Annotated in this window: 3 protein-coding genes; 1 reads left to right on the forward strand and 2 read right to left on the reverse strand. The window is 66.2% G+C overall.

The window, feature by feature from the left end; translation table 11 throughout:
* Positions 1 to 4 precede the first annotated feature (4 nt).
* Positions 5 to 3652: an EAL domain-containing protein gene (locus MRY84_RS05000; RefSeq protein WP_291504644.1), complete on the forward strand. Its 3648-nt coding sequence runs from the start codon at positions 5 to 7 to the stop codon at positions 3650 to 3652.
* 34 nt (positions 3653 to 3686) lie between these two features.
* On the opposite strand, the gene MRY84_RS05005 is transcribed toward MRY84_RS05000, so the two are convergent.
* Both MRY84_RS05005 and chrA read right to left on the reverse strand, forming a co-directional pair.
* The gene (locus MRY84_RS05005) at positions 3687 to 4604 is read right to left on the reverse strand and encodes a Fe-Mn family superoxide dismutase (RefSeq protein WP_291504645.1); all 918 of its coding nucleotides are present in this window, start codon (positions 4602 to 4604) and stop codon (positions 3687 to 3689) included.
* Between the two features lie 32 nt (positions 4605 to 4636).
* A complete protein-coding gene (gene chrA, locus MRY84_RS05010) occupies positions 4637 to 6013 on the reverse strand; it encodes a chromate efflux transporter (RefSeq protein WP_291504648.1) in 1377 nt (458 codons plus the stop codon).
* Positions 6014 to 6034: the final 21 nt, after the last annotated feature.

Below are 6034 nucleotides of genomic sequence, written 5' to 3' on the forward strand. Positions count from 1 at the left end.
TAGCATGGCCAAGATCCTGGTTGTCGACGACCTGCCCACCAACCGTGCGTTGGTCGTCACGCTGATCGGGCACAGCGGCCACCAGGCACTGGAAGCCGCCGATGGAGCCGAGGCACTGGCCGTGGTGCGGACCCATCGCCCCGACCTCGTCATCTCCGACATCCTGATGCCGACGATGGACGGCTACGAGTTTGTGCGCCAGCTGCGCGCCGACCCGGAGCTGGCCGGCACGCAGGTGATCTTCTGCAGCGCGCATTATCTGGAGGAAGAAGCCCGGAGCCTGGCCTTGGCCTGCGGCGTGACGCAGGTGCTGGTCAAACCGTGCGAGCCGCACGAGATCACGGCAGCCATGGAGCAGGCCCTTGCGCAGGTTCCGCCCCAGCCCTTCCGGCCGCTGGAGCACAGCTTCCAGACCCGGCACCTGCAGCTCATGACGGACAAGCTCACGGGCAACATCGCCGAGCTGGAGGCCATGAACCGCCGTCTGGCGGCGTTGACTGACCTGAACCTGCAGCTCGCCTCGGAGCGGGATACCCAGGTGCTCCTGGGTCATGTGTGCCGGGGCGCGCGCGAGCTGGTAGGGGCGCAGTATGCGGTTCTGTGCGTTGTCCGAAAACAGTCCGACACGCCCATCGCATGCACCAGCGGTATCGACCCCGCGTTGAACGGGCCGCTGGACCTGCCTGCGGTCTCACACGGCCTTCTCGGCCAATTGCGTGCTGCGCGCTGCCCGCAGCGGCTCGCCCAGTTGAGCGGAGACTCCAGCGAGATCGGGCTGCCCGCGGGCTACCCGCCGATCCACACGGCGCTGATCGCGCCCATCACGTCGCTGACTTTCTCTTACGGTTGGATCTGCCTGGCCAACAAGGAAGGGAGCGCCGAGTTCAGCGCGGACGACGAGAAAATCCTGGCCATCCTGGGGGCCCAGGTGGGCCGCATCTATGAAAACGGCAGCCTCTACCTCGAGATCCAGAAGCACGCCGAGCAATTGCAGGTCGAGGTGTTCGAGCGCCAGCGAGCCATGGACGCACTGCGCGCCAACAAAGCCAGGCTGCGAAGAGCCCAGGCTCTGGCCAAGATCACCCACGTGGTCAGCGGTGCGGATGGCAGCTTTGAAAGCTGGCACGACACGCTGCCTGACATGCTGGGGCTGGCGCCGGAGGCCATGCCGACTTCTGTTCGCGAGTGGCTCGCCTTGGTGCACCCCCAAGACCGATCCGTAGTCCGTCAGCACGCACAGCAGGCCGCGCGTCACGGGACGAGGCTGGACTTCACGTACCGGCTTCTGCGCGCAGATGGGCAACTGCTGCATCTGCGGCAGGTGATGGAGCCGTTGGAAGACGAGGCCAACCAGGGCGAGCAGCAACGGTGGTTCAACACGATCCAGGACATCACCCGCGAAAAACGTGCCGAGGAAGAGCTGCACGAAAGCGACCGGCGCTTCAATGACATGCTCGACAAGGTCGAGATGATCTCGCTGATGCTCGACTGCGAGGGGCGCATCACCTACTGCAACGACTACCTGCTGCGCCTGACGGGATGGCAGCGCGAAGAGGTGTTCGGGCAAAGCTGGTTCTCGCTGTTTGTGCCGCCGGAGGTGGCGGACGTGCGCGAGGTTTTCGCGGACGTGCTGGCAGACAGGCCCTCGGCGTGGCACTACGACAACGAGATCCTGACCCGGTCTGGCGAGCGTCGCCTGGTGCACTGGAACAACACAGTGCTGCGCTCGGTGGATGGTCAGGTAACGGGCGTGGCCGCGCTGGGCGAGGACATCACTGAACGCCGCGAAGCCGAACGCAAGATCAAGCGGCTCAACCGGGTGTACGCGATGCTCAGCGGCATCAACACCCTGATCGTACGCGTGCGCGAGCGGGAAGAACTCTTCCAGGAAGCCTGTCGCATCGCGGTGGAGCACGGCCATTTCCGCATCGCCTGGATCGGGCGGGTGGACCGCGCGGCGCAGCGGGTGGTGCCGGTGGGCCTGTCGGGTATCGAGTCCGACTGGGTGTACCAGATCAGCGATCGCCTGGGTCTGTTCGACGTGCCCACGCCCGGCGAGAGCCTTGCCGCTGCCGTGGTGCGCACCGGCAAGGCCGTGCTTTGCAATGACATAACCAGCGACCCGCGTGTCATGCTGCCTGATCAAATGCGCCAGCGCGGCGTGGCGAGCGTGGCGGTGCTGCCCATTGTGGTGGGCGAGACAGTGGTGGCCACGCTCGCGCTGCTGGCCGACGAAGTCGGATTTTTCGATGAGACCGAAATGAAGCTGCTCACGGAGCTGAGCAGCGACATCGGCTTTGCGCTCGATCACCTCGACAAGGCCGACAGGCTGAGCTACCTGGCCTACTACGACGACATTACCGGACTGCCCAACCGGACGCTGTTCCTGGAGCGCGTGGGCCAGCATCTGCGCGTGCGCGAGGGTGTGCGGCCCTTGCTGGGTATCGCCTTGGTCGACATCAGTCGTTTTCGCATCGTCAACGACACGTTGGGGCGGCAGGTGGGCGACGAGCTATTGCGACACGTGGCAGTGCGCCTGCAGCAGGCCGCAGGCAGCGAATGCGACGTGGCTCGCATCGGCATCAACAGCTACGGTATCGCGGTGGCCGGTGCCCGCGACGCCGGGGCGGTGGCCCTGGCGGTGGACCACCTGTTGCGCGCCTGTTTCGATGCGCCCTTTGCACTGGGAGGCACCGAACTGCGCATGGCCGCCAAGGCGGGTGTGGCGTTGTTTCCCACCGATGGCACTGATGCCGAGGCTCTGCTGCGCAATGCCGAGGCTGCGGTCACCAAAGCCAAGGCCTCCGCCGACACCCTGCTGTTCTACGCGCCGGAGATGAACACGCGGGTGGCGGAAACGCTGGGGCTGGAGGGGCGTTTGCGCCAGGCGCTGGAGCAGGGGCAGTTTGTACTGCACTATCAGCCCAAACAGTGCCTGGCCAGCGGTGCGGTGGAGTCCGCGGAAGCCCTGATCCGGTGGAGGGATCCCGCGCGTGGCCTGGTGCCGCCGGGGGACTTCATCCCCGTGCTGGAGGAGACCGGGCTGATCTACGAAGTGGGCCGCTGGGCCCTGGCGCAGGCGCTGGCGGACAACCGGCGCTGGCGTGAAGCGGGCCTTGCGCCGATGCGCGTGGCGGTCAATGTGTCGTCATTGCAGTTGCGCCACCGCAATTTTGTGGCCGAGGTGCGCGATGCCCTGGCGGACGACCCGGCAGCGGGTGAGGGCCTGGAGCTGGAGATCACCGAAAGCATGGTGATGGAAGACGTGGAACATAGCCGGCGGAGCCTGCATGCGCTGCGCGAGATGGGCGTCACCATTGCCATCGATGATTTCGGGACTGGGTTTTCGTCCTTGAGCTATCTGGCCACGTTGCCGGCCGACACCTTGAAGATCGACCGGTCTTTCATCATGGGGATGGATGCCGGCGCGCAGGGCCTCGCGCTGGTGTCGGCCATTATCAGCATGGGCCATTCGCTGGGCCTCAAGATCGTGGCCGAAGGTGTGGAGACCCCGGCGCAGTGCCAGCAACTGGCGTTGCTGGGATGCGATGAAATCCAGGGTTATGTGCTCAGCCACCCTGTGGAGGCGCTCGTGTTCGAGGCACGGTTTCTTCGGCACCAGGCCAGCAAGCGGGCTGCCGCCAATGATTGAGCCGGGCCTCTCAGCGGCCTGAAACGTCAGGTGCTCAGTTGGCCTGCCCCTTGGGCCGCACTGGAAGGCCCGCTGCGGCCCAGCCTTCAAGCCCCCCTGGCAGAAAGCGCGCTTCAACGCCTGCGGCGCGCAGCCGCAGCGCTGCGGCCCGACTGACGTCGTGGCCGTGGACGCAGTAGACCACGACATCCGCACCGTCGGGCACGTCTTGCGCCCACGTCGCAATGGCCGCTGGGTCGCGCCACTGGGCGTGGGGCAGTTGTGTTGCAGCCGCTTCGTAGGCACCTGCTCGGCGCACGTCGATGAGGTGGGACGCCAGTTGCACGTCTTGCGCCTCGCAGTGAAGTCCCTCGCTCGCCGCATTCACGGCGCGCTGATAGCGCGCATAGACCGCAGCCCAATCGATGTGGGCCATGAAAGCGTCGACATAAGCTGACGCTGCTGCGCCGTGGTCGAGGTGATAGGCGTGTTCATACATGTCCAGCGCCAGGATCGGCACACCCCCTGCCGCGGTTTGGGCGTGGTCGGCTGCCCATTGGTTGACGAGGCGTCCCTCGCGCGGCTGAAACATGAGCAGCACCCAGCCGGAGCCCCCGCCCAGCGCCTTGCCCATGGCGACGAACTCGTCGCGCCAGCGCTCCATGCTGCCGAAGCTGGCCGCTAGCGCCAGGGCCATGCCCGGAGCGGGTTGAGCGCCCTCGCCGCCCAGGCTGGCGAAGTACAGCTCGTGCAGCAGTATGGAATTGCTGGCGAGCAGTTCTTCCCGTTTGAGGCCGTTGAGTACAAAACCAGGCGTGGAGGCGAAGTCCAGCTTGGAGAGGTGTGCCCGGATGGTGTTGAGCCGCGACACCGCCCCGCTGTAGTTGTTCTGGTGGTGGCTGCGCAGCAGCTTTTCAGACAGCCCGGGCAGCGTGGCCGGGTCAAAAGGAAGGGCTTGGGGGCGTGCTTGCATGGCGGAGCTCCGGAAAGGTGTTGAACGGCGGCTCAGGAAAGCCAGGGTTTGAGAAACGTGACCGCCAGCCCCAGCGCCGCGCACAGGCCCAGCAGGGGCATCACACCGGTCTTGAAGCGGAACAGTGCCACCAGCGCTCCCACGGCGATCACCGCCGACATGGCATCGAAGGCGCCGCCAAAGCCTTGGGGCCACAGCAGGTGATAGGCAAAGAAGAGCGCCAGGTTCAGGATCACGCCCACCACGGCCGCGGTGATGGCTGACAGGGGGGCGGTAAAGCCCAGTTTGCCGTGCGTGGCCTCCACCGCCGGACCGCCCGCCAGGATGAAGATGAATGACGGCAGAAAGGTCACGAACGTCACCACCATGGCGGCGGCTGCGGCACCGACAAACAGCGCATCCGGTCCCCACACCTGCTGCAGCCACCCGCCCACGAAGCCGACAAACGCCACCACCATGATCAGCGGACCGGGGGTGGTTTCGCCCAGCGCCAGGCCGTCGATCATCTGCGGGCCGCTGAGCCACTGGTAATGCTCCACCGCGCCTTGATACACGTAGGGCAGCACTGCGTAGGCGCCGCCAAACGTGACCAGCGCCGCCTTGGTGAAGAACCAGCCCATCTGCGTGAGGGTGCCCTGCCACCCCTGCGTTGCCACCAGCACACCCATGGCCGCTAGCCACAGCGCCAGCCCGGCCGCCAGCACCTTCGCCAAGTGGCTGCGCGAGAAGCGCGCGTGGGACGGCGGGGCAGTATCGTCGTCGATCAGCGCCGGGCCGTAGCCCTGGTGCCCGTTGGCATGGCCGCCGCCCAGGGCAAAAACAGCGGGCCAACGGCGGGCCCCGAAGTAACCGATGAGCCCGGCTGCCAGCACGATGGCGGGAAAGGGCGCATTGAGCGCAAAGATCGCCACAAAGGATGCCGCGGCGATACCCCACATCCAGCCATTCTTGAGTGCGCGGGTGCCAATGCGGTGCGCTGCATGCAGCACCAGCGCCGTCACCGCAGGCTTGATGCCGTAGAAGATGCCTGCCACCACGGGCACATCGCCAAAGCGCACGTACACCCACGACAGCGCGATCAGGATGAACAGTGAGGGCAGCACGAACAGTGCTCCGGCCACGATGCCGCCCCAGGTGCGGTGCATGAGCCAGCCGATGTAGGTGGCCAGTTGTTGCGCCTCGGGGCCAGGCAGGAGCATGCAGTAGTTGAGCGCGTGCAGGAAGCGCTTCTCGCTGATCCAGCGGCGGCGCTCCACCAGCTCGGCGTGCATGATCGCAATCTGCCCGGCCGGACCGCCAAAGCTGATGAAGCCCAGCTTGAGCCAGAACAGGAAAGCCTCGCCAAAACCCACGGGGGCGGGGCGCCCCGAGGCGGCGGGGGGGGTTGCGGCAGGAGTGTCGGGGGTCATGGGGCAACGCTGGGTGCAGCG

It is taken from the genome of Acidovorax sp. (assembly GCF_022763525.1).
In the GTDB taxonomy this organism is placed as follows: domain Bacteria; phylum Pseudomonadota; class Gammaproteobacteria; order Burkholderiales; family Burkholderiaceae_C; genus Acidovorax.